We start from the raw sequence: 22539 nt of genomic DNA on the forward strand, positions 1-22539 counted from the left end.
GGAGCAGCCAGGTAGCTCGTCAGGCTCATAACCTGAAGGTCGCAGGTTCAAATCCTGCTCCCGCAACCAAAAAATCCAACAAGAAAATCAAAACACCAAGTGGCCGAACAGGCCTCCTTCGAATACCTTACCGTTACATGATCGACAGCAAGGTCAATGCGACCGCCCCGGTCGCCGGACCTGTGACGGCACCACGCCAAAAGTCCGGCGGAAGGCGGTGGCAAAGTTGGCGGATGACCCGTAACCGGCCAGCTCGGCTGCTTCCTCCACGCTGAGCTGATCCCTTTCCAAAGCGGCGCGGGCCAGGTTCAGGCGAATATGGCGGGCATGCGACAGCGGTGCCCGACCATGGGCTTTTTGGATGAGACGGCGCAGACCGGACAGGCTCACCCCCCCTTCAGTGGCCATGTCCTGCAACGTTGGCAGCGGCCCCGGCTGCCGGGCGAAGTCCTCGATCCGGCGCAATTGCGAAAGCTCCCGCTGAGTCAGATCGGAGCCCACCCGCTGCCCCGGTAGATCGTCAAAACAGCCCGCCACAAGCTGCAGCGACATCGCCTCGGCCTGCAGCCGGACGATCGGTGCGGCAAAGCTCGAGGTTTGCGCCAGCTTTTCCAAAATACGGGTTTGCTGCAGATCCGCATCCCATTCGAGACGGAGCAGAGGCTCACCGGCACCTGTGGGCGGCAGCATGAGACCGTTCTGATCCAACCACTCCTGCGACATTTGAATGCTGATCTTCCGCACATATTCATTGGGCTGCGAGCGGCGAATGAAGCGCTGGGTTTCATCAATCGACGTCAGCACCAGCTTGAGCGGAGCCCCGGGTCTGCGTCCCAGGTTCATCGGCTGCCCGGCAAGCGAGGCTTCGGTGCTGCCCTCCAGGAAACAATGCAAAACCGCCCCTGGATGGCGCTGGCTGTTGATTTCGAAACTCTGTCGGGCCGTGGCATTCAATGTGTGCAGGCCAAAGCCATTCTGCAGTTCCAGCGCCGTCAACAGCCCCTCAAAGACATGCGGCTTCGGGCTGTCTGTCTTGCTGAACCAATCCAGCTGCCGCGCGTCGGTGGGGGCCTCGGGGATATGGGTGCCATGTCCGGCCATAGTCGGGTCCAGTCTCTGAAATCAAAACCCGGTGGCGAAGGGACAGCGGTTTTGCGCGTTTTGCAAAGCAATTTGAACAGCGCGCAAAGGTCGTCGGCTGGCGGGACACATCTCGATAACTTACTAATCCAACGGAAATAGTCAACTAATGGGAATGATACCATGCTGCGGATGCCGTTGCGCTTCTTCATGCTGGCCGGGACCGCATTGTCCACGCCTTTTCTTGCCACCACAGCCCTGGCCCAGGAGGGTGAGGCTGTAGACCTGGGAGAAATTCGGATCGAGGCGCCAGAGGCCCAGGCCTTGCTCGGCAATGAAGAGATCACCGAAGAGATGATCGAGGCCCGCAATCCTTCGACCACCAAGGATATCTTCGCCGGGGAAAGCGCGGTGAACGCAGGCGGCGGCGCGGCCATTGCGCAGAAGGTCTTTGTGAACGGGATCGAGGAAAGCCTGCTCTCTGTCACCATCGACGGCGCCCGGCAGAACAAATCGGCCTTTCACCACACCGGCAACGTGCTGCTGGATCCCGAACTGCTGAAATCGGTCGAGATCAGCAAAGGCCTGGCACCGGCCGATGCAGGTGCGGGGGCTCTGGCGGGCTCCATCGCCTATCAAACCAAGGACGCCGCCGATCTGCTGGAAGACGGAGACAATTTTGGCGGTCAGGCCCGGCTTGGAACCAGCGACAACGGGATCGATTTGGAAACTTCGCTGGCGCTGTTCGGCCGCCAGGGTGGCTTTGAATTCCTGTTGAGCGGAACCCGTCGAACGGGCGATGATTATGAGGATGGCGACGGCAATACGGTCCTGGGCACCCAGGCCGATCTGACCGACTATGTCGGCAAGCTAGCCTATGAAAGCCAGTCGGGCCACCGGTTTGAATTTGCGGCCTCGCGGACCGAAGACACCGGGCTGCGCGCAGCACAGGCCGGTCCTGGCGGGATCCTGTTCATCCGACCCGATCTTGCCGGCATCACCTCCGGGCCCAGCGTGCTGGCCGAAGGTCTGTCGCGCCGGACCTCCTACACGTTGACCTATTCCAACACCCAATCGCAGGGGATCTGGGATCCGGTCGTTCAGCTGAGCCACAACGAGCAGGAAATCGATGCCATCGGTGTTTATGGCACCAACAAGAGCCTGAGCGGCACCATCAAGAACCGCTTTGCGATCACTGGCGGCACATTGACCGCCGGTCTGGATTTCTTCAATGAAAGCGCCGAAGGCGCGGGTCGGGGGCCTGGTCCCTTTGGCTCGTCAGGTCGGGAGGAGCTGGATAATATCGGCCTCTTTGCGCAGGCGCGCCAGGATCTGGGGGACCGGTTTTCGGTCAGCTATGGCGCCCGTTATGACAGCCAGGATTTTACCGCTGCCGATGGCTCCCGGTTCTCAGGCGACGGCTTCAGCGCCAATGGTTCGCTTGACGTGATCCTCTCCGACACCTGGACCTTGAACGCTGGTCTGGCGTCTAGCTGGGGTGGCTATGAACTTGGCGAGGCGGGGTTGGTGAACTTTGGCGGCGCCTGGGATTACACCGGCTTTACCACCTCGCGCGCCAATGCCGGCCGGATCGGCCTGCGGTTTGACAATGGCACCTGGAAGGCCAGCGCCGCTCTGTTCCGGACAGATGTGGACGACATTTCCGCAGTCCTTCCCACCGGCGGTGCCCGTGGCGCCACGGCGGACCTGAAGAGCCAGGGCATCGATACAACGCTGGAATATGCCTGGGCGAGCGGGTTTGCGCGGGCCAGCTGGACCTATGCGGATGTCGAGCTGAACGGCGCCGCAGTCGGGTCAACAGCCTATTACCTGGGGCGTCCCATGGGGCACCTGATCGCGCTGGAAGCGGGCTGGACGCTGGACGACCAATGGCGTTTCGGCGGCACCGCCGAAATCGCGCTGAAGAACAGCGACACGGCTGTTGAGCTGCCCGGCTATGAAGTGGTGAACGTCTATGCGGCCTATACCCCGCGCAGCCTGAGCAACCTCGAGGTCCGGCTCGACCTGCGCAATCTCCTGAACGAGACCTATGCAAGCCGCAGCGCCGATGGCATCGACTCCACCCGGGTGATCCCCCTGAACGAGCCCGGCCGTACGATCGGACTGACCGCGCGCCTCAAGTTCTGAGGCGGAAGGCACTCAGGACCCTTGTCCAAGACCACACACAGAGGGGTGTCATGCGCCCCTCTGCCCCATCTCCAGCAACGGATGCCAGATCAAGATGCTCAGACAAACCGGCCGGTTCGAAACCCGGCACGCCAGCAAATACCTGCAGCAGCTCTGCAAACATTTTGCCCATAAGGTCGAGGTCAACCACGACAGCAGTGCGGGCCAGGTCGCCTTTCCTTTTGGCCCGGCTCATCTCAGGGCAACCGAGCAGGCGCTTGTGGCGGAAATCTCCGGTGCGGACGACGCCGCCCTGTCCCGTGGCCGCGGGGTGATTGACAGCCACCTGAAGACATTCGCCTTCCGGGAAGACTTCGAAACCATGACCTGGTCGGACCGCGACAACGGTCAGGGGTCCTGAGGCGGGCTTGCCCTGAGTAGGTTTTGAGCAGTTCTTAGGTTGCTCAGCCCTGTCATGCAGGTACAGGCTCAGGGGCCGCACAAGCCAAACGTGATCGGAGGTCAGACCAGCACCACCGGGCGCCCTGCGGCGATTTCCACCCGCGCCTCGGTTTCAAAGACCGAACGAAGCATCGCCTCGGTCACCACCTCCCGCGGGGCGCCATCGGCGACGACCGCGCCACCCTTCATCACCACGATGCGATCCGCATAGGCGGTGGCGTAGTTGATATCGTGCAGCACGATCACCACGGTCCGCCCCTTGCTGTCGGCCAGATCCCGCAGCTGGGCCATCAAGGCCCGCGAGGCGGCCAGGTCCAGATTGTTCAGCGGCTCATCCAGCAGCAGGAAATCGGTGTCCTGCACATAGGCCATCGCGACAAAGGCCCGCTGCCGCTGACCACCCGACAGGGTCTCAAGGTGCCGCTGCGCAAAGGGCATCAGATCGAACAGTTGCAGCGCCTCCTCCACCCGGGCGCGGTCCTGGGCATCGGGTCGGCCGCGATGATGCGGGTAGCGGCCAAAACCCACCAGATCGCGCACGGTCAACCGGCTGGAGGCGTTCACATGCTGCGGCAGGATCGCCAGTTTGCGGGCCAGCGCGCGATCATCGCATGCGCCGATCTCCAGATCGTCCACGGCAATCCTGCCGCTTTGCAGGCTCTGCAACCGTGCCACCAGCGACAAGAGCGTCGATTTACCAGCCCCGTTGGGACCGGCCAGGGCGATCACCCCGCCGCGTCTGAGCTGCAGGCTCACATTGCGCAGGATCTGCGCGCTGCCGATCCGGTAGGAGACGCCCTGAACATCGATCATCGTTTCAACCCTTTCAGAAGCAAAAGCAGGAACACCAGCCCGCCCAGGAATTCGACCACCACGCTCAGCGGCGTATCCAGATGCATGACCCGCTCCATCAGCCATTGCCCACCCACCAGCACGATCCCGGCCATCAACACCCCGCCGGGCAGCAGCACCGCATGGCGATGCGTCGGCAGCACGACATAGGTGAGCGCGGTCACCAGCAGTCCGAAGAAGGCAACCGGCCCCACAAGGGCGGTGGACACGGCCACCAGGACCGAGATCAGCAAAAGGACGAGCCGCTGCCCCGTGAGCGGGTTCTCTCCCAACGACAGCGCGGCGGTCGGCCCCAGCGCCAGCACATCCAGTCGGAACCGCAACCGCCAGGCCATGGCCAGTGCCACAAGGCTGAGCAGGGCCGCCAGCGCCAGCAGATCGGTCTCGGCCCGGGAAAAGCGCGCAAAGGAGGCCGCCTGCACGGCTGCGTATTCGTTCGGGTCGATCATCCGTTGCAGGAAGCTGGTGATCGAGCGCAGCATCACCGCCAGCACCACCCCGGTTAGCACCATCCGCATTAGATCGCTCTGCCCTTGCCGCAGCACTGCACCGAACAGGGCCACCGCCGCAGCGCATAAGAGCACCGCATTGCCCAGCACCACCAGCCAGGGATCAATCTGCTGATAGGCCTGAGCTCCGAAGGCGAAGACAATGCCGCTCAGGATCAGCAGGTAAAGCGCGTCGAAGCCCATGATCGATGGGGTCAGGATCCGGTTGCCGGTAATGGTCTGGAACATAATCGCCGCCACCGCCTGGGCGGCGCCGACCAGGAGAAGCGCCGCCAGCTTCAGGCCACGAAACTCCAGCGCAAAGGCCCAGCTGCCGCGCACACCGGTCAGCAGATAGCCAAGGCAGCACAGGATCAGTGCCAGCACCAGCAGAAGCATCCGGTTACGCAGCATGGGCCGAGCCTTTGCCATAGAGCATCCACAGGAAGACCGCCGCGCCAATGATACCGATCACCGTCGAGGCCGGAATTTCGAAGGGGTGGATCACCAGACGGCCAAGCAGATCCGCCGCCAGCACCAGGGCCGCACCTGCCAGCGCCGTCACCGGCAGGCTGCGGCGCAGGTTGTCGCCTGCCAACCGGCTGACCAGATTGGGCACCACCAGCCCGATAAAGGGGATCATCCCAACGGTCACCACCGTCAGCCCGGTGATCAGGGCAATCACCACAAGCCCACTCAACACCACTTGCCGGTAGTTGAGGCCCAGGTTCAGGCTGACCTCCTGGCCCAGCCCCAGGATCGAGAATTGATCCGCCACCAGATAGCTGAACACCACTGCCAGCCCGGCCAGCCACAACAGCTCATAGCGGCCGCGCATGGTGCCGGAGAACTCGCCACTGGTCCAGATTTCCAGGTATTGCAGCATATCGGCCTGAAAGGCGACATAGGCGGTTCCGGCCCCGATGACGCCGCCATAGACCAGCCCCACCAGGGGCACCAGCAAGGGCTGCGCGGGCGGCAGCCGCTGGGTGATGGCGAAGAACCCCAGGCTGCCCGCCAGCGCCACCGAGGAGGCCAGGGTCATCTTCAGCGCCACCGAAGCTCCGGGCAGCAGCATCGAAACCAGCAGGATCCCGAGGATCGCGCTTTGCCCGGTTCCGGCGGTCATCGGCTCGACAAAGCGGTTGCGGGCAATCAGCTGCATGATCTGCCCGGCAATCGCCAGCGACGCGCCGGTCAGCAGCGCAGCCAGCAGCCGCGGCAGGCGGCTGTCACGGATCAGCGCCCAGGCCTCGCCATTGGTCAGGCTCCGGGCATCAAGTCCCGTTGCCCCCACCAGTAACGACAGGGTGCTCAGCAGGATTAGCGCCAACAGGGCCAGCAGAGCAGCGCGCATGGCGGATCAGTGGCCTTCGAAACGCGCGATCAGCTGATCCAGCGTGCGGGTCATCGACTGGATGCCACCACCTGCAACATAGATGTCGGCCGAATTCAGATAGATCACCTGCCCCGAGGACCAGGCCTTGGTGCCCTGCACCAGCACATTGTCGAGAGTCGCCGCAGCCCCTTCGCCGGGGCGACCGATGGCGGAGAGCCGGTCCAGCACGATCAGCCAATCGGGGTTCTTGTCGCGGATGAACTCGAAGGAGATGCTCTCACCATGGACCGAGGCGCCGATCTCGGGCGCGGCTTCCGGCAGCTCCAGATCCGTGTGCAGCCAGCCAAAGCGGCCACCGGTTCCATAGGCCGAGATCTTGGGGCCGTTGGTCATGATGACCAGCGCGGTGCCCTTGCCTGCGGCGGCCGCCCTGGCCCGTTGCAGCCGGTCTTCGAACGCCGCCTTCAGGTCGGCGGCCCTGTCCTGGCGGGAGAAGATCTCGCCATAGGTCTGCAACCGCGCCAGCCCTTCGGCCACAGTGTCATGCCCCACCGTCATATCGATGGCCGGGGCGATCCGCGACAGGGGTTTCACCTGATCGGAACTGCGGCTGCCGACAACGATCAGATCCGGCGCCAGCGCGTGCAGCGCCTCCATATCGGGTTCCCAGAAGTTTCCGAGATCCGCCGCCTTGGCTGCCGTTTCCTCCAGGTAGTCCACATAAAGCCCGTTCAGCGTCCCCGCGATCGGCACGCCGAGGGCGACCAGCGTATCCACCGCCGCCACATCAAAAACCGCCACTGTTCCGGGGTTGTCCGGCACCTCGGCAGGGCCGCGCGCGGTGTCGACGGTCAGGGGGGCGGCCAGGGCCGCGCCGGTCAGGAAAAGGGTGGCAGCACAAGCAAGTGTTCTGAGGATCATGGCAAGCCTTTCGGTATCTCATCGGTCTGAAAAGAGGTCCGGCTTGCGACAGGCGGCTGCATGACGCTGGCTTCCCTTCCCTTGCCACATGCGGCAATGAAAGGCCATGCGATTCAGGTGCCTGTTTCCCTATGGGCGTTGCGGGAAACGAACATGCGGCAGGGCGCGGGCGGTTCAGGCTGTCCGGGGGATGCTTTGGCGCGCCTGACCGGCAAGGCTGCGCAGTACAGCGGGTTCCGCATCATCGCGCCCACGGAAACGGTGACAGGCGGCGGTTTGCATCCGGGATTTGCCCCGATGCTTCCGCCGCCTGTCCTGTCTGCCTGTCCTGTCTGACTGACAGAGCCTTATCTTGACGGTTGCCTCATCTCAGTGAGGCTGCGGATCAGAAATCCCAGTCTTCGTCCTCTGTCGCCACGGCCTTGCCGATGACATAGGAGGATCCCGACCCCGAGAAGAAGTCGTGGTTTTCGCTGTCGGGGCTGAGCGCCGCAAGGATGGCCGGATTGACCTCGGAGACTTCCGGCGGGAACAGCGCTTCAAACCCGAGGTTCTGCAGCGCCTTGTTCGCATTGTAGTGCAGGAAGACCTTGACGTCCTCGGTCAGGTCGATCTCGTCATAGAGCTCTTCGGTGTACTGGTTCTCGATGTCGTAAAGCTCGAACATCAGGCCAAAGGCATAGTCTTTCAGCTCTTGCTGACGGGCCTCATCCAGCTGCTCATAGCCGCGCTGGAACTTGTAGCCGATGTAATAGCCATGCACCGCTTCATCCCGAATGATCAGACGGATCAGATCGGCGGTGTTGGTCAGCTTTGCGCGGCTGGACCAGTACATCGGCAGATAGAAGCCGGAGTAGAACAGGAAGCTTTCCAGGAACACGCTGGCGATCTTGCGTTTCAGCGGATCATTGCCCGGCGCATAGGTGTTCAGGATCGCGCGGGCCTTTGCCTGCAGATGCGGGTTTTCCTCGGACCAGCGGAAGGCCTCGTCGATCTCCTTGGTGGAACACAGTGTCGAGAAGATCGAGGAGTAGCTGCGCGCATGCACCGCCTCCATGAAGGCGATATTGGTCAGCACCGCCTCTTCATGGGGGGTGATCGCATCGGGCATCAGCGCCGGGGCACCAACCGAGTTCTGGATGGTGTCCAGCAGCGTCAGGCCGGTGAACACGCGGATGGTCAGCTGTTTTTCCTGATCCGTCAGAGTCGCCCAGCTTTGGATATCGTTGGACAGCGGCACCTTTTCAGGCAGCCAGAAGTTCACCGTCAGGCGGTTCCAGACCTCCAGATCCTTGTCGTCTTCCAGCCGGTTCCAGTTGATGGCGCGGGGGATGCGGGTTTCGCTCATGTCTTTCATGTCTCTCGGGTCCGCCTCAAAGGGTACAGGATACGCAGCCCTGCACCTCGGTGCCTTCAAGGGCCTCCTGGCGCAGACGAATGTAGTAGATGGTCTTGATGCCCTTCTTCCAGGCGTAGATCTGGGCGCGGTTGATGTCGCGGGTGGTCGCCTCGGCCGGGAAGAACAGCGTCAGGGACAGGCCCTGGTCCACATGTTCGGTGGCCGCCGCATAGGTGTCGATCAGCGCCTCGGGGCCGATCTCATAGGCATCGCGATAGTATTCCAGGTTCTCGTTGTTCATGAAGGCGGCGGGGTAGTAGACCCGGCCGATCTTGCCTTCCTTGCGGATCTCGATCTTCGAGACGATCGGGTGGATCGAAGAGGTCGAGTTGTTGATATAGGAGATCGACCCGGTCGGCGGCACCGCCTGCAAGTTGCGGTTGAACAACCCGTGCTCCATCACATCCGCCTTGAGTGCGGCCCAGTCTTCGCGGGTGGGCAGGGCGATGTCCTGGAACAGCGCTTTGACCCTGTCGTTTTCAGGCAGCCAGTCGCGGTCGGTGTATTTGTCGAAGAACACGCCAGAGGCATAGTCGGAGCGTTCAAAACCCTTGAAGCTGGCCTTGCGCTCCCGCGCCAGATCGCAGGAGGTGCGGATCGCGTGATAGGCCACCGCGGCGAAATAGACCGAGGTGAACTCGATCCCCTCGGGGCTGCCATAGTGGATATGCTCCCGCGCCAGGAAACCATGCAGGTTCATCTGGCCCAGGCCGATGGCGTGGCTGTCATCGTTGCCCTTGCGCACCGAGGGCACGCTGTCGATGGCGGACATTTCCGACACGGCGGTCAGGGCACGGATCGCGGCGCCGACGGTGCGGCCCAGGTCCCTGCCATCCATGGTCTTGGCGATGTTCAAGGATCCGAGGTTGCAGGAAATGTCAGAGCCCAGGTGATCGTAGCTGAGATCCTCGTTGAAGGTGGAGGCCTCGTTCACCTGCAGGATTTCCGAGCACAGGTTGGACATGTTGATGCGCCCGGCGATGGGGTTCATCCGGTTCACCGTGTCCTCGAACATCACGTAGGGGTAGCCCGATTCAAACTGGATCTCGGCAATGGTCTGGAAGAACTCGCGGGCGTTGACCTTGGATTTCTTGATGCGCTTGTCGTCCACCATCTCTGCGTATTTCTCGGTGATCGAGATTTCAGAGAAGGGCACGCCATAGACCTTTTCCACGTCATGCGGCGAGAACAGGTACATGTCGGCGTTCTTCTTGGCGAGTTCGAAGGTGATATCGGGGATCACCACGCCCAGCGACAGCGTCTTGATGCGGATCTTCTCGTCGGCGTTCTCGCGCTTGGTGTCGAGGAAGCGCATGATGTCCGGATGGTGGGCGTTGAGATAGACAGCCCCTGCACCCTGACGCGCACCCAGCTGGTTGGCATAGGAGAAACTGTCTTCCAACAGCTTCATCACCGGGATGACGCCGGATGACTGGTTTTCGATCCCTTTGATCGGGGCACCGTGTTCGCGGATATTGGTCAGCAAAAGCGCAACGCCACCGCCCCGCTTGCTGAGTTGCAGCGCGGAGTTGATGCCGCGGCCGATGCTTTCCATGTTGTCTTCCAGCCGCAACAGGAAGCAGGAGATCAGCTCGCCCCGGGACTTCTTGCCGGCATTAAGGAAGGTCGGCGTGGCGGGCTGGAAACGACCGGCCAGGATCTCTTCCATGAAGGATGTCGCCAGGGCCTCGTCGCCGCGGGCCAGCGCCAGAGCGGTCATGACGACACGGTCCTCGTAGCGTTCCAGATAGCGCTGCCCGTCACGGGTCTTCAGCGTGTAGGAGGTGTAGTATTTGAACGCACCGAGGAAGGTCGGGAAGCGGAACTTCTTGGCATAGGCGGCATCCCAGATCGCGCGCTGGAAGTTCTTGGAATACTGATCCAGAACCTCTTCCTCGTAGTAGCCCTCGGAAACCAGATACCCCAGCTTTTCGTCAAGCGAATGGAAGAAGACGGTGTTCTGGTTCACATGCTGGAGGAAATACTGCCGCGCGGCCAGGCGATCGGCGTCAAAGCGAATGTTGCCCTCCGCATCGTAGAGGTTCAGCATCGCGTTCAGCGCGTGGTAGTCCTGTTCGTTTATGCTGCTGTCGAGCATAAATCTCTCCCTAGTCGTTCTAGCCCCGTCTTGACGTGGGCAATGTCGGTTTCGGTTCCCGCCAGCTCGAAAGAGTAGAGCAGCGGGACATTGCATTTCTGCGCAATAATGCGACCGGCCAGGGCGTATGTCTCGCCAAAGTTCCGGTTGCCTGCGCCAATCACACCCTTGATCCAGGCGCGTTTGCCCGGGTCGTTCAGAAAGCGGATCACCTGCTTTGGCACCGCTCCACGGCCCTCGCCATCCGCATAGGTCGGACAGATCAGGACAAAGGGGCGACAGAGATCCGGCAAGGGGCCTTCACCAATCGGAATGCGCAAAAATGGAAGACCCAAGCGCTGAACAAAGCGATGGGTGTTCCCCGATTCCGATGAAAAGTAGACCAGCGCCGGAACTGGCGCGCACATCGCCTAGGCGAGACGTGCGATCATGTCGGGACGGAAGCCCGACCAGTGATCGCCACCGGCAACAACAACAGGCGCCTGACGGTAACCCAGCTCGGTCACATGGGTCATGGCGTGGTCATCCTGGGTCAGGTCAATCACGTCATATGTGATCCCCTTGGCGTCCAGCGCACGCGTGGTCGCTGTACATTGCACACAGGCCGGCTTGGAATAGACGATAATGCTCATGGGTCCCTCAGTCCTTTTATTGGCAGCCGGGGACGTCCTGAGCCGCAGCAGCTCAAGTGCGTTCCCGAACCCACCGTTCGTGGTTGTCATCTTGTGGCTCGGCAGGTCTCCTGACTTGCGGATCAAGGCCTGGGCCGACCTTCCCGAAAGCATGCTCTCAGTGGCACATTCAGCCTAGCTCACCGCTTACAGTTGCGGGGGCAGTGCCGGACTCTCACCGGCTTCCCTCTTAGCTTCCGATGGAATCGAAAGAACCGAAGCTACACGATATTGATGTTTTTGTTATCTCATTGTCAACATATGGATGGTGGCGAAGTTGGATTTCCCTCGCGACATGAGATCGCCGCCTCTTTGAACGCGCGCAAAGCGCAAGGAATTGCCAGTCATAGCGGCCCCTGCAGCCCTGGCCGACTGGGATGCGCTCACCGCTTGGTCACCCATCCCGTCCTCGCGGTGCCAGGCTTCGACAGATGCGCCGCATGGCGTGGCAGCCAGCCTCCCACAGCCCGCGCCCCTGTCTGTGCCTGGCGCCGGGAGGGCTGTCACTACCTTAGCCCTGGGGGGCGGGTCAACTGGCAAGACGGCGGTTCTTAGCGTCCGAACCCTGACGCATAGGGCAACCAGGTGGCAAGTCCCGGAACCAGCATCATCAGGACCAATCCCCCCAGCATCAGAACCACATAGGGCGCAGCGCCGCGCACCACTTCGGACAGGGGGGCATCTGTGATGCCCTTGATCACGAAGAGGTTCATGCCAACCGGCGGGGTGATCATGGCCAGCTCAAGATTGATCATCAGCAGGACGCCATACCAGATCAGGTCGATATCAAGCGCATGCATGGTGGGCAGCAGAATCGGCGTGGTGATCAGGATGATGGCGATGGATTCAAAGAACATCCCCATCATGAAGATCATTGCCATGACGATCAGCATAAAACCCATCGGCCCCAGCCCCATGCCCGCGACGGCCTCGGTCACGCCCATGGGCAGGCGGATGATGGTGATGGCGTGGCCGAACATGGCAGCTCCGGCAATGATCATGAACACCATCATCGAGGTCAGCATGGACTGGCGCGCGCAGTCCCAGATCTCTTTCAGGCCAATGCTGCGATAGACGGTCAGCGCGACGACAAGCGCATAGAGGCAGCCAAAGGCGGCGGCTTCTCCGGCGGTGAAGATGCCGAAATAGATGCCGCCCATGACGATCGGCGGGGCGAGCACGGCCCAGATGGAGCGGCGCAGCGCAGAGAAGACGCGGCCCCAGCCGACCCAGTCGGGAGAGACCTGAGACGGATCGCGGCTGGCGCGGAGGATGCAATAGGCCGAGAAGATCAGGGCAAGCAGCAAGCCCGGGATGATTCCGGCGAGAAACAGCGCGCCAATCGATACTTCGGAGACAATCGCATAGAGGATCATCGGCCCCGACGGTGGGATCAGGATGCCCAATGTGCCCCCGGCGGCAATCACGCCAAGTGCATCGCGCTCGGGGTAGCCGAAGCGTTTCATCTGGGGAATGGCGCTTGATCCGATCGAGAGCGCGGTGGCCACGGAAGATCCTGAAATCGCCGCGAAGATGGTGCAGGACAGCACGGTTGCAACACCCAGACCACCCCGAACATGCCCGACAACCGCATGCGCCATGTCGTAAAGATCGTCGATCACCTTGGCGCGGATCATGAGCTGCGCCATAAAGACGAAAAGCGGGATCGTCATCAGGATCGGTTTGTCGAAATGGGCATAGACCGTGTCGGCAATACTGCCGATATGGCCTTCAAAAACCAGAAGGATGGTGGCGGCAGTCAAACCCAATGCCACGAAGATCGGCATCCCGGTGAGAAGCAGCAGGATCAGCCCACCAAAGACGAGCGCCATGGTCATTGCGGATCTCCGTTCAATAGGCGGCTGAGGATACGGGATAGGGCGACAAGGCCCAGCAGCGCGGCCCCGACAACAAGGGGAAGCTGCACGATCCATTGAGGCACTTCGACCGTGCCCGAGGTATAGGCGCCAAAGGACTGTGCGAACCGGACGGCTTCCAAGGAGCTGAGGCCCAGAACGATGGCAAAGGCGAGAACCGCAATATCGGCAAAATAGGCCTGTATACGTGAGGCGCGGGGATTGAGCTGCGTGGTCACGAGGTCAATGGCGATATGGGCATTGCGCCGGTAGGCTTCGGCGGCACCCAGCATAATCAGGGAAACGAGCATCCAGCCGGTCACGTCATCGGACCAGGGCAGCGGCCTGTTCACGAGATAGCGCATGAACACGGCATAGACGGTCAGGGCAAAGGCGATCAGGATCAGCGCCGTGCTGAGGGCAGCGCCCAGCCAGACGATCCCGTCGACGGCCCTCAGCACGGCGCCTTTCGGCGCCGCACCTCGGGTCTGGGGAGTGTCGTTCATCGGCCTCAGCCTTGGCCGCGCAACTGATCGATCAGGTCGAGCAGCTTCTGGCTTTCGGGATCGTCCGAGCTGAACTTGGCATCAAAGGCCGGCTGCATGACCGCTTCGAGCGCTGCGTTTTCCTCGGGCGTGAGCTTGTAGACGTTGACGCCCTTCTCGGCCAGGGCCGCAGGTGCGGCAGCGGCGGCCTTCTCGGCCTCTTCGACGGCCCAGACCGCAGCCTTGGCACCGGCCGCATCCAGCGCCGTTTTGGCGTCATCCGACAGCGAAGCATAGAACTTGGGATTCACGTAGCCGTGGAAATAGACCGAGATCACCGGGACCACGGTGAAATGGTCCTGCACCTCGAAATACTTGCGCGATACCGCGGCATCCGTGCCGGTCAAGGCCGCGTCAATCACACCTGTAGCCAGCGCCTGGTAGACTTCACCGCCAGACATCGAGACGGGCGATGCCCCAAGCGCTTCGATCGCCGAATTGAATGCTGGAACCAGGCCACGCATCTTGATGCCGCTGAAATCGTCAGGAGACTTGAGGTATTTGCCATTCGACGTGAAAACCGAGTCGCTGGTCTGGAACAGCCAGACGACGTTCTCGACGCCCTTGTTGCGCAGCTTGTCCTCCAGGAAGTTCGCCGCCTCCGAGCCGTCCCAGTTGCGCCATATGTTCATATCGGCAAAGGCGAAGGGACGGGTGGTGACGGTCATGATCGGCAGTGTCCGGCCCCATTGAAACTGCACCGAAAAGGCGCATTCGATGTCACCCTTTGCCGTGGCGGTGATGTTCTCCTTGGCGCCGACCAGGCTGTTGGCGCCAAAGATCTGGACATCGATTTCACCCTTTGACTGGCTTTCGACCTCGTCGGCCCAGCGGTCAATGACCTTGGCCACCGCATGGGCTGGCGGCAGTTGGTGGCTGCAGCGCATGGCCTTGGCTTCGGCAAACGCGGCCGATCCGGACAGGGCGAGTGTTGCGGCGGCAAGCGCCGGGAACAGATGTTTCATGGTTTCCTCCCTATTGCAGTTTAAGTCGGGCTGCCTCCTCAAGCAGCCCATTTCACGTGCGGCGGCGGCCCGGATCGGGCCAGCGCGCCGTGAAGTTCTTCTTCCGGCATCTCCTTGGCCAGAATGTCTCGGACCTCAATCAGCGCCATGAGGTCGATGCCGGTGCGAATGCCCATGGTCTCACAGAGGAACACGAGGTCTTCGAACACGGCATTGCCGGTGGCGCCCGGGGCAAAGGGGCAACCGCCCAGCCCGGCGAGCGACCCATCTAGCGCGCGCGCACCGGCGTCGATCGCAGCGGCGGCATTGGCGATGGACATGCCGCGCGTGTCATGCAGGTGCACTAGGACCGGAACCTCGCCGCAGATCTCGACCAGCGCCTGGGTCAATGCCCCAACCTGACGCGGGCCGGCGAACCCAACCGTGTCAGCAATGCCAATCGCATCTGCACCGGCCTCCAGGCAGGCCTCGGCAAGGCGGAGAACCTCGGTCGGGTCGACCTCCCCGGCTATGGAGCAGCCGAAGGCCATCGCGATCCCGGCGTTGACCAGCGGCCTATGGGTGCTCCCTTGCGAAAGCGCCTTGGAACGGCGCACCAGCTCCACCGCGTCGGCGCGTGACCTGCGCATATTGGCCTGGCTGTGCTCTTCGGTTGCCGAGATGACATTGATGATTTCACTGACCCTGGTGTCACAGGCATCCTTGGCGCCGCGTTCGTTCAGGGCCAGCGCCGAGGAGAAGGCGCCAAGGCGGGTCGCCTCGTCAATCAGCTCTCGCACATCGGCAAACTGCGGCATCCGCGATGCGGGCAGGAATGACCCGACTTCGAAGTGGCACACGCCGGCGCCATATTCCTTTTGAAGCCAGGCTTTCTTGGCCTGGGTTGTGGGGAAGCGTTTGACCAGTTGCAAACCGTCACGCAGACCGACCTCGCGCAGGGTCACCGTGTCGGCGGGATAGAGATCGGCGATGCTCGTCATGCGACCTGCCTCCGGTTCCGACCTGCGGCCACGGAAACCTCCTCTTCTGCCAGTCCGAGAGCACCCAGAATATCGGCGGTATCCTGGCCGACCTCGGGGAGGTCGGTCGAACCCGGGGTCGCCGGATCACCATCCACTTCGAAAGGCAGGCCGGGGGCGCGATAGTTGCCGCCTTCGGGCAATGCGGAGGTCAACAGCCCCCCCGGTCGGTTGACATGCGGATCGTCATACATCTCCACCGGGCGCGAGATCGGAGAGAAGGGAATCCCGTTCCGTTCAAGGGCGGCGATCAGAGGGGCGAAATCCTGCCCGGCAATCGCCGTCTCGATGATCGGCAGGGTCCAGTCCCTGGCCTCGATCTGGTCCGGGCGGGTCTGCAGGCGGGGATCGGTTTTCAGGTCTTCAAGCCCGAGCACGTCACAGAGTTTCGCCCATTGGCCCTCGGTCACGGCACCAACGAAGACCGGGCGCGCGTCGCGGGTTGTGAAGATATCGTAGACCGGCCAGGAGAACACACGTTCCGGCATTGGCGGCGCCTCGGTGCCCTCGATGTCGAACTGGACCATGTGCTGGGCGACCAGGAGCAGGCAGTTCTCGAAAAGACCGACGCGGATCGCGTGCCCCTTGCCGTCGCGGTCGCGCTGCATCAGAGCACCCAGAACCGAGAAGGCGCCGAACAGCCCGCCCATGATGTCGTTCGCCGAGGAGCCAATCCTCAGCGGCCGTCCTGTTGGGCCGGTCATATAGGCCATGCCGGTCATCATCTGGACGACCTCGTCCATTGCAGTGCGATTCTCATAGGGGCCGTGCAGGAACCCCTTGCAGGAGGCAACGATCAGCCGGGGGTGGCGTTCGCGCAGTGTATCCGGGGCAAATCCCATCGCGGCCAAGGAACTGTCGCGGAAGTTTTCGACAAACACGTCGGCCCCTTCCAGCAACCTGTCCAATGCCGCACGCCCGGCGTCGGATTTGAGGTCCAGGGTGATCGACTTCTTGCCGCGATTGAATGTCGGGAAGAACCCGCGTCCCATGCCGGTGAGGTCGCGCGTCTTGTCGCCCTGCGGCGGCTCCACCTTGATGACCTCGGCCCCGAGAAACGCCAGGAACATCCCGCAGGACGGCCCCATGATCATGTGGCTCATCTCGATGACACGCACCCCCTCCAATGGGGCAAATCCTGTGTCGCTCATGCTCGTCCTCCCTTTCGAGGAGATGTTACGATTGAACCAGAATTTAAAAACTAATAATGTTTAGATCATATCGTTCGAAATTCTAGAAACCATGGACTCTCGCCAGCTTCGATACTTCGCGGCCATTCACGACCACGGCTCTTTGTCCGGGGCTGCCGATCATCTGCATGTCGCCACATCCGCGCTGAGCCATCACCTGGCCAATCTCGAAGCGGACCTGGGCACCAAGCTGTTCATCCGGCGGCCCAGGGGGGTGACTCCAACCGCAGCCGGGGAGCGCCTTTACGATCACGCGCGCGCAATTCTGCGGTCGATGGAGGCCGCCGAACAAGACGTGCGCGGCGAAGCGCGCGACGTGGCGGGCGAGGTGTCGATCGGGATGGCGCATTCTGCGGTCAAGGCGATCGGGCTTGAGTTGATCGAGACGGTGCTCAGGGACTATCCACGCCTCAAACTGTCGCTGTCAGAGAGCCTGTCCGGCTCGACGCTGGTGCATCTGATGTCCTCTGAGGTGGATCTGGCTGTCGTCTACAACCCGCCTCAGGATGCCACGCTGCGCACCCAGGCCGTTCTTGAGGAGCGGATGGTCTGTGTCGGGCGCCCGGAACTGATCGGCCAGGCGGATGTGCCGATCACCTTCGATGATCTGCTTGAACTGCCGATCATCCTGTTGAAGCAGGGGCTGTCCGCGCGGGCGCTGATGGATGACGTCAACCTGCTCAAGAAACTGGAGACACGGGCGCGGCTGCATCTGAACTCTGTCAGTGCTATAGCCGGTGCCTTGGGGGCAGGGTTGGGATGCGCGATTGGAACATCGCTTTTCATGCAGGATCAACTGCGATCAGGGGATCTTGTTGCGCGGCCGATTGTCGATCCCGAGCTGAGCCGGACGCTCTATATCTGCGAGTTGTCTGATCGCCCGGCGACATTTGCTCATGAACGTGTCCGCAGCCTGATCCTGCAGCTGATTTTCGATGCGATTGGCACAGGTCGGTGGGAGGCCGTGCCGACAAAGTAGCGCCAGCAATGGCGAGGCCGTTACGACTGGTCAGTCACGCGCCAACAGGTCTATTCTGCTGGTACAGGTGGCGGATGACACGGCAAGACAGTATTCGGGCACTTCGGTAGATCAAGCCCGGGCACGCTGTCCTGCAAACCCGGACCTGTCCTGATTTTGAAAGGAAGCCGGCCATGACCCTGCGCAGCGATGCTATGATGGTGCTGTTCTATGACATCGAAGGCGATACGGCCGATCATGATGATTGGCACAGCTATGAGCATTTCCACGAGCGTCTCTCCGTGCCCGGTTTCCTCCGCGCCACCCGCTGGATCGCGACTGAGGCCAGCCCCCGTTACCTGGTGACCTACGAGGTCAGCGATGTCGATGTGGCCACCTCGCAGGCCTACCTCGACCGGCTCAACAATCCGAGCGAATGGACCCGTGCCATGATGCCACGGTTTCGCGGCATGATCCGCGGCTTTTGCACTGTGTCGACCAGCACGGGCTTCGGTCTTGGTGCCGCTGCTGTTGGCATACGGTTCCAACCGGAGGCCGGGAAAGAGGCAGAGCTGGTGACGTGGTTGAGCAAAGAGGCGCTGCCGTCGATGATGGAGGCGCGTGGCGTTGTTGGTGCGCATCTGCTGAAACCCACCCCGACGCCACCGATGACACAGGAACAGGCGCTGCGCGGCGCCGACATACCCATGCCCTGGCTGATCTTGGTGACCAGCTACAACAGGGAGGCACTTGATGCAGCGGTGGCCGCACACCTGGCAGAGGCGGATCTGCGCAAGATGGCGGGCACGGACCTGGAAATGGGCCGCTACGCGATCCATTACACCGCGGACAGTGACGAGGTTGCACGCACCGCCGCATTGCCGGTGTTGACGGCCCCCGGAAGAAAGTAGGACGTGCCGAATTCATAGTCATCTCCACGTTCTGTGGTTTGGCGATGAACATGTGATGGAAACAAGTAAGCAAGTCACTTGAGCCCATCATGCGATACCAGCCCACAAGCGGTCGGCGCGGTAGAGGGTGAATGGATCCTAAGCCGAAATTGTAGTGGCGGCGTGAGAAAAGCCCATTAAAACCCTTTCTGGGGGATTTTCTGATATTTAAGAATCGCATAGGTTGTGTTAATTTGGCGCATTGCCGAAGGTCGGCATTTTCATGAATTGAAATGAGGGGCGGTCTCTCCCTTTTGGGGGCCAATTTGAACATGGGAAAAGGATAATTCAAATGCGAATCTCAAGAAAACTAATTGCGGTGACATTTGCACTGATCGCGGGTTTTTCTGGAACCTCTGCGATGGCAGACTCGTGCTTTTGGATGTCGACGGACTCCGGCAATCCTTGGGTTCCTGCCCCCCAGGGGAATATCGACAAAGACCAGTGTTTCGCCCTTGACAGCTGTGATGGCGGGAAAGGAGAATCCGGCGGCGGATGTTACAAGTGGGCAGCCAGTGCGGACGCGCCGCGCGACCCCTGGTATGCTTGCTTCTGGCTTTCCAACGCAACCGATGAATGGGTTCCCGCTCCGCAGGGCGCGGTCAGTGAGGGGCAGTGTCAGGCTCTGGACAGCTGTCAATCCGGTGGCGGCGGCCAGTCCGGTGGCGGCTGTTACAAATGGACCATCAGCGCATCTGATCCACAGAACCAGTGGGACTGAGTGGGCCTTGGATGGGGGGAGACCCCCGTCCAACCAGTGGGCTCTGGCCCCATTAATCGAGCACCACTGCGATGACAGAAGTGCTGGCTGGCACCGGGCTATGCCGCAGCAAGAGTGTTTTCAAATCAAGAGGGACGCCATATGCAACGCCTGTTCAGACTTGGCCTGGCTGCAACGTTTCTGTCAATTGGATCGTTCGCAGCTGCTGACCCGGTAAACCTCACCTATGTCGAAGACGCCCCTGCGCCCATTGGCGGCCTGACGCAATCCGATTTCGACGATATGGCGGGGTCGGATTTCTCCCACTTTGTCTTTGCCTTCATCAACTTCTGCACACCGAAGGCTGGCGGTGGCTTTACCTGTCCTGGAACCAACCCGCAGGTGGTCTGGAACATTGGCGCAATCGACGATCCCGATGGCACAGCGAAGGCGATGATGCGGGAGTTGAGCGAGGCCGGGAAAACCATCTACATCTCGATTGGCGGGGCAGAGAATGATGAAACCTGGTCGTATTTCGCCAATGCGACCGAAGCCGAACAGGCCGCCGCGATGGCCGCCCTGTCCACTTTCATGGGCGACTACTCCGTCACTGGAATCGACCTCGACTTCGAGACCACAAGCGCCAGCGGCTACCGAAATTTTGCCGTGGCCGTTGCGGACACTCTATCGCCGGTGCCTCCGGTTTCGATCGCACCTTACAACTGCCCCGGAAATCCCTATAGCGAACTGGTCTGGCAGTATTGCAATCTGACCGGTCCCAGCCAGATCACGCCCACCCTGATCAACCGGCAGTACTATGCAGGAGGGGCACAGTGCCAAGGCTGGACCGGTCCGTCAGCGCAAATGCCGAGCCAGGTCGTTGGTGCCATTGCCAAGGATCTGGGTACCTTCGCCTGCAAGGACGCCGCCGATATCACCGTCGCAGCGGCGCAGCTAAACCCCGGGCTTGCCACGGTCAGTACCGTCGGTGGGCAAGCCAGCCAAGCCAATTGCGAAGCGTCAGGTACAGGTGAGACGATGTACGCGGGATGCTCCGATATCGTGTCGGCCTATGTGGCAGCCTATCCAGACATTGCGGGCGCGGCATTCTGGCAGTGGACCTCTCTGAAAGATCAGACCGCCTACGCCAGCGAGATCAACATGGTGCTGATGCCAGACTCTTGTTTCTGGCTTTCCAACACAACCGATGAATGGGGTCCTGCCCCGCAGGGCGCGGTCAGCGAGGCGCAGTGTCAGGCACTCGATAGCTGTCAGCCCGGTGGCGGCGGCCAGTCCGGTGGCGGATGCTACAAATGGACCGCCAGCGCAACTGACCCACCGAACCAGTGGAACCGAGTGGGCCTTGGGGAGGGGGCCACACCCAAAAGTGGGCTCCTGCACCTTTGTTGGCTCAGGCCCCGTAAATCCTATGCCACTGGCGCCAAATCCGCGAAATATCGGGGGCGTGCCGTGCGCAGGGCATGGTGGCTCTATGCACACGTGCGCCACGACGCTGCCGCCTTCAAGCCCCCCAGTTGCTGATACCTGCCCAAATCGGAAATGCCGCCCAGGTGCAGCGCAGAGCTGCAGCCCCGGTTCCGCTACGAGCCCTCCCAGACACGTTCTTCAGCCAGAATGCTGCGCAGTTTCTTCACCGAGAGCGGCTTGGTCAGAAAGCGGCCGACATCATAGCCTCTGGCGTCCGCAATCATGCGCGCCGCCAAGGCCGAACTCTGAGGCCCTCCCGTGATAAAGCGCAGTCTCAGATCCCGGTTGATCGCTTGCAGACAGTCGATGACCTCGATCCCATCTATATTGGGCATCTGGATGTCGATGATGACCAGGGCAGGCGTGTCTTCGAGCTTCAGAATATCCACGAGTTCCGTGCCGTCGGCGCAGATCGACACCTGCCAGCCCTCCTGGTTGGCGACTTTGGCGCAAAACTCGGCGAACTCGATGTTATCGTCAGCGATGTACAGGCGCATTATGTCCTTTAAAACCTCCGGCCCCAGATGTTCAAATAAAGCCAAGAAACGGCTCCGGCCCTCAAGAGTTAAATTATTGCAAATTCATTTCTGGAGGCTGATCCCGAACCAGATCAAAGGATCCGTCGTGCCTGTTTCAAGACTTGCAATTGAAAAACCCAAAGGGCTACGTTTCCAGGCAAGAGAAATTCTCTTCTTATTTTGACTGTCGGCACCACATGGCAATAAGAGATTTTTACAGGACCGTCGCCACATATGGCGAAGGCATGCGCAAAACCCAGCATCACGTGCTGGATATCCTCGCGCTTATTTCGATGGTCGGCGTCATTCTGTCCCTGGTACGCATTTCCCAGATCGGAGTGTCCTACATGATCGTGGGCGCCTTGCTGTTTGGGCTATGCGTGCTGCCGTCCATTATCTGGCGCTCGGACAAATACCTGATGCTGCGCGGGTTCCTCCTGGTTGCAGGGTATCTGAGCGCGATTTCTCTGGGCATGGCGAACCTGGGGCTGGCGTCCACTGGCGTCGGGGCCTTGCCGTTCATCCTGGCGATCTGGGCCTTTATCTTCAGCCGGAAATCCGCGCTCATATTTTTTGCCGCGATTGTCGTGGGCATGGCCTGTTTTGGTTTCTTGTTCACGAATGGAGTGCTGAGTTCGCCGCAGATCACGATTTCCCAGTGGAACCAGGATCCGCGCAGCTGGGTTGTCGCCACATGGGCGCTGATCGTGTGCAGCCTGATCGTCCTTACCTTGATTTTCAACCTCAGGGCGTTTTGGGTCGATACCGATGCGGAGGCCGAGCAGAAGAACAGCCAGCTGATCGCGATGGTGGAGTTTTCACCCGATGCAATTGTGCCGACATTCCCCAAGTGGCGTGCCAGGTGATGTCAAGATCGCCTGATTTTGCCAATTGAACAAGCTTTTTTCGCCCT

The 22539-nt window shown here is 61.2% G+C and carries 22 protein-coding genes and 1 riboswitch; of the genes, 7 read left to right on the plus strand and 15 right to left on the minus strand.

Features of this window, described 5'->3' with window-relative positions; all coding sequences use genetic code 11:
• Positions 1-153: 153 nt before the first annotated feature.
• On the minus strand, positions 154-1101 hold the full coding sequence (locus PXK01_RS20855) for a helix-turn-helix transcriptional regulator (protein WP_274861588.1): 948 nt from the start codon (positions 1099-1101) through the stop codon (positions 154-156).
• A 162-nt stretch (positions 1102-1263) separates the two neighbouring features.
• On the opposite strand from PXK01_RS20855, the gene PXK01_RS20860 reads away from it, so the two are divergent.
• Both PXK01_RS20860 and PXK01_RS20865 read left to right on the plus strand, forming a co-directional pair.
• Positions 1264-3228, plus strand: a complete 1965-nt coding sequence (locus PXK01_RS20860; protein WP_274849256.1) for a TonB-dependent receptor domain-containing protein — start codon at positions 1264-1266, stop codon at positions 3226-3228.
• A gap of 94 nt (positions 3229-3322) precedes the next feature.
• Positions 3323-3628, plus strand: coding sequence for a DUF2218 domain-containing protein (locus PXK01_RS20865; RefSeq protein ID WP_274849258.1), 306 nt, complete (start codon positions 3323-3325; stop codon positions 3626-3628).
• A gap of 101 nt (positions 3629-3729) precedes the next feature.
• On the opposite strand, the gene PXK01_RS20870 is transcribed toward PXK01_RS20865, so the two are convergent.
• The 13 genes from PXK01_RS20870 to PXK01_RS20930 form a co-directional block, all read right to left on the minus strand.
• Positions 3730-4482 (minus strand): iron ABC transporter ATP-binding protein, encoded by a 753-nt coding sequence (locus tag PXK01_RS20870; RefSeq protein ID WP_274849259.1) that lies wholly within the window; start codon positions 4480-4482, stop codon positions 3730-3732.
• Positions 4479-5423 carry an iron chelate uptake ABC transporter family permease subunit gene (locus PXK01_RS20875; RefSeq protein WP_274849318.1) on the minus strand — a complete coding sequence of 315 codons (945 nt, stop codon included), beginning with the start codon at positions 5421-5423 and terminating at the stop codon, positions 4479-4481. Before PXK01_RS20875 ends, PXK01_RS20870 begins: the two co-directional genes overlap by 4 nt.
• Positions 5413-6366 (minus strand): ABC transporter permease, encoded by a 954-nt coding sequence (locus PXK01_RS20880; RefSeq protein ID WP_274861589.1) that lies wholly within the window; start codon positions 6364-6366, stop codon positions 5413-5415. Before PXK01_RS20880 ends, PXK01_RS20875 begins: the two co-directional genes overlap by 11 nt.
• A gap of 6 nt (positions 6367-6372) precedes the next feature.
• Positions 6373-7269, minus strand: a complete 897-nt coding sequence (locus PXK01_RS20885) for a siderophore ABC transporter substrate-binding protein (protein WP_274861591.1) — start codon at positions 7267-7269, stop codon at positions 6373-6375.
• Between the two features lie 385 nt (positions 7270-7654).
• Complete coding sequence (nrdF, locus tag PXK01_RS20890) at positions 7655-8626, minus strand: class 1b ribonucleoside-diphosphate reductase subunit beta (protein ID WP_274849262.1); 972 nt, start codon at positions 8624-8626, stop codon at positions 7655-7657.
• A 16-nt stretch (positions 8627-8642) separates the two neighbouring features.
• Positions 8643-10766 (minus strand): class 1b ribonucleoside-diphosphate reductase subunit alpha, encoded by a 2124-nt coding sequence (nrdE, locus tag PXK01_RS20895; protein WP_274861592.1) that lies wholly within the window; start codon positions 10764-10766, stop codon positions 8643-8645.
• A complete protein-coding gene (gene nrdI, locus PXK01_RS20900; RefSeq protein ID WP_274849264.1) occupies positions 10748-11173 on the minus strand; it encodes a class Ib ribonucleoside-diphosphate reductase assembly flavoprotein NrdI in 426 nt (141 codons plus the stop codon). The genes nrdE and nrdI overlap by 19 nt, the downstream gene beginning before the upstream one ends.
• A 3-nt stretch (positions 11174-11176) precedes the next feature.
• A complete protein-coding gene (nrdH, locus tag PXK01_RS20905; protein ID WP_274849266.1) occupies positions 11177-11398 on the minus strand; it encodes a glutaredoxin-like protein NrdH in 222 nt (73 codons plus the stop codon).
• A gap of 83 nt (positions 11399-11481) precedes the next feature.
• A riboswitch (cobalamin riboswitch) is annotated at positions 11482-11672 on the minus strand.
• Between the two features lie 316 nt (positions 11673-11988).
• On the minus strand, positions 11989-13275 hold the full coding sequence (locus tag PXK01_RS20910) for a TRAP transporter large permease (RefSeq protein ID WP_274849267.1): 1287 nt from the start codon (positions 13273-13275) through the stop codon (positions 11989-11991).
• Positions 13272-13799 carry a TRAP transporter small permease gene (locus PXK01_RS20915; RefSeq protein ID WP_274861593.1) on the minus strand — a complete coding sequence of 176 codons (528 nt, stop codon included), beginning with the start codon at positions 13797-13799 and terminating at the stop codon, positions 13272-13274. The genes PXK01_RS20910 and PXK01_RS20915 overlap by 4 nt, the downstream gene beginning before the upstream one ends.
• A gap of 5 nt (positions 13800-13804) precedes the next feature.
• The gene (dctP, locus tag PXK01_RS20920) at positions 13805-14803 is read right to left on the minus strand and encodes a TRAP transporter substrate-binding protein DctP (RefSeq protein WP_274849269.1); all 999 of its coding nucleotides are present in this window, start codon (positions 14801-14803) and stop codon (positions 13805-13807) included.
• A gap of 38 nt (positions 14804-14841) precedes the next feature.
• On the minus strand, positions 14842-15783 hold the full coding sequence (locus tag PXK01_RS20925) for a hydroxymethylglutaryl-CoA lyase (RefSeq protein WP_274849271.1): 942 nt from the start codon (positions 15781-15783) through the stop codon (positions 14842-14844).
• Positions 15780-16973: a CaiB/BaiF CoA transferase family protein gene (locus tag PXK01_RS20930; RefSeq protein ID WP_274849272.1), complete on the minus strand. Its 1194-nt coding sequence runs from the start codon at positions 16971-16973 to the stop codon at positions 15780-15782. Before PXK01_RS20930 ends, PXK01_RS20925 begins: the two co-directional genes overlap by 4 nt.
• 91 nt (positions 16974-17064) lie before the next feature.
• Here PXK01_RS20930 and PXK01_RS20935 point away from each other — a divergent pair, with 91 nt between their 5' ends.
• The 4 genes from PXK01_RS20935 to PXK01_RS20950 all read left to right on the plus strand — a co-directional run bounded on the left by PXK01_RS20935 (position 17065) and on the right by PXK01_RS20950 (position 21162).
• Complete coding sequence (locus PXK01_RS20935) at positions 17065-17991, plus strand: LysR family transcriptional regulator (RefSeq protein ID WP_274849273.1); 927 nt, start codon at positions 17065-17067, stop codon at positions 17989-17991.
• Between the two features lie 173 nt (positions 17992-18164).
• Entirely contained in the window at positions 18165-18881 is a 717-nt protein-coding gene (locus tag PXK01_RS20940) for a hypothetical protein (RefSeq protein WP_274861594.1), read from the plus strand.
• Positions 18882-19212: 331 nt separating this feature from the next.
• Positions 19213-19641, plus strand: a complete 429-nt coding sequence (locus PXK01_RS20945) for a hypothetical protein (RefSeq protein WP_274861595.1) — start codon at positions 19213-19215, stop codon at positions 19639-19641.
• 141 nt (positions 19642-19782) lie between these two features.
• Positions 19783-21162 (plus strand): glycosyl hydrolase family 18 protein, encoded by a 1380-nt coding sequence (locus PXK01_RS20950; RefSeq protein WP_274861596.1) that lies wholly within the window; start codon positions 19783-19785, stop codon positions 21160-21162.
• Positions 21163-21221: 59 nt separating this feature from the next.
• Here PXK01_RS20950 and PXK01_RS20955 read toward each other — a convergent pair whose 3' ends face one another.
• Positions 21222-21650, minus strand: a complete 429-nt coding sequence (locus PXK01_RS20955; protein ID WP_274849278.1) for a response regulator — start codon at positions 21648-21650, stop codon at positions 21222-21224.
• A 104-nt stretch (positions 21651-21754) separates the two neighbouring features.
• Between PXK01_RS20955 and PXK01_RS20960 the strand changes: the two genes are divergently transcribed.
• Positions 21755-22492, plus strand: a complete 738-nt coding sequence (locus tag PXK01_RS20960) for a hypothetical protein (RefSeq protein WP_274861597.1) — start codon at positions 21755-21757, stop codon at positions 22490-22492.
• The last annotated feature ends 47 nt before the right edge of the window (positions 22493-22539 follow it).

The organism is Phaeobacter sp. PT47_59 (assembly GCF_028890025.1).
Lineage (GTDB): Bacteria > Pseudomonadota > Alphaproteobacteria > Rhodobacterales > Rhodobacteraceae > Phycobacter.